The organism is Escherichia sp. AM3, assembly GCF_032029835.1.
In the GTDB taxonomy this organism is placed as follows: domain Bacteria; phylum Pseudomonadota; class Gammaproteobacteria; order Enterobacterales; family Enterobacteriaceae; genus Escherichia; species Escherichia coli.
This window is the reverse complement of record NZ_JAVUPQ010000318.1, coordinates 1-1278: the sequence shown is the minus strand read 5'-3', so window position 1 is coordinate 1278 and position 1278 is coordinate 1. Positions and strand designations below refer to the sequence as shown.

The following is a 1278-nucleotide window of genomic DNA, read 5'->3' as shown; positions in this document are numbered from 1 at the left end:
TTTATTCTGCCGGTGAGCATCTTGAACTCTGCTGTGGTAAGGCAAGGCTGGTGCTGACGAAGGACGGAAGCATATTTCTCAACGGTACGCACATTCATCTGGAAGGGGAGTCGGATGTGAACGGTGATGCGCCAGTGATTAACTGGAACTGTGGTGCCACACAACCTGTACCGGATGCGCCTGTGCCGAAAGATTTACCCCCCGGAATGCCGGATATGCGGCAATTTTGAGTCAGGTGCAAAAAATTAAAACGGAACTGGTGCAGTGACCAGATGAACCATATTAAAAGCAGAAGGAATTGATTCATGGGCGGCGGAAAACCGGCGGCGCGGCAGGGTGACATGACCCGCAAGGGACTGGATATTGTGCAGGGTTCAGCAGGGGTGCTGATAGGTGCGCCAACCGGTGTGGCCTGCTCGGTGTGTCCCACAAAAAAGGACAGTCCGAACTATGGCAGCCCGGTGAACCCGCTACTCGGTGCGAAGGTTCTGCCTGTTGAAACCGACCTGGCACTGCCCGGCCCGCTGCCGTTTATTCTTTTCCGCGCCTACAGCAGCTACCGGACCAGGACGCCCGCGCCAGTGGGCGTGTTTGGTCCCGGCTGGAAAGCGCCCTTCGATATCCGCTTACAGGTTCATGAGCGGGAACTGATACTCAACGACAGCGGCGGCAGGAGCATTCACTTTGAGTCGCTGTTTCCCGGCGAGATAAGCTACAGCCGCAGCGAGTCGTTCTGGCTGGCAAGGGGCGGAGTGCTGAAACAACACAAAGGCCATCCGCTTGCGCGGCTCTGGCGGGCGTTGCCGGAAGCGGTCCGTCTGAGTCCACACACCTATATGATGGCTGTCAGCACAACCGGGCAGTGGCTGATACTCGGCTGGCCGGAGCGTGTGCCGGAGGCGGACGAGGTGCCGCCGCCGGAGCCGCCCGCATACCGGGTGCTGACGGGCGTGGTGGACGGCTTCGGGCGGACGCTGACTTTCCACCGGGCGGCGGAGGGTGACGTGGCGGGCGCGGTGACGGGGGTGACGGACGGTGCGGGCCGCTGTTTTCACCTGGTGCTGAGCACACAGGCGCAGCGGGCAGAAGCCTTCCGTAAACAGCGCGAGTCTTCCTTATCTTCTCCAGCCGGTCCCCGTTCTGCTTCCTCTTCTCAGGTTTTCCCCGACACGCTGCCCGCCGGTACAGAGTACGGTGCCGATAACGGTATCCGGCTGGAGGCGGTGTGGCTGACACACGACCCGGCATACCCGGATGAACAGCCGACTGCGCCGCTGG

At 61.0% G+C, this 1278-nt stretch carries 2 protein-coding genes; both read left to right on the top strand.

Annotated features, from left to right (window positions below):
• On the top strand, positions 1-230 hold a 230-nt coding region (locus RTW80_RS25470), incomplete at its 5' end, for a hypothetical protein (RefSeq protein ID WP_312720837.1).
• A 75-nt stretch (positions 231-305) separates the two neighbouring features.
• Positions 306-1278, top strand: a 973-nt coding sequence (locus tag RTW80_RS25465) for a DUF6531 domain-containing protein (protein ID WP_312720835.1), incomplete at its 3' end; no start/stop codon positions are given.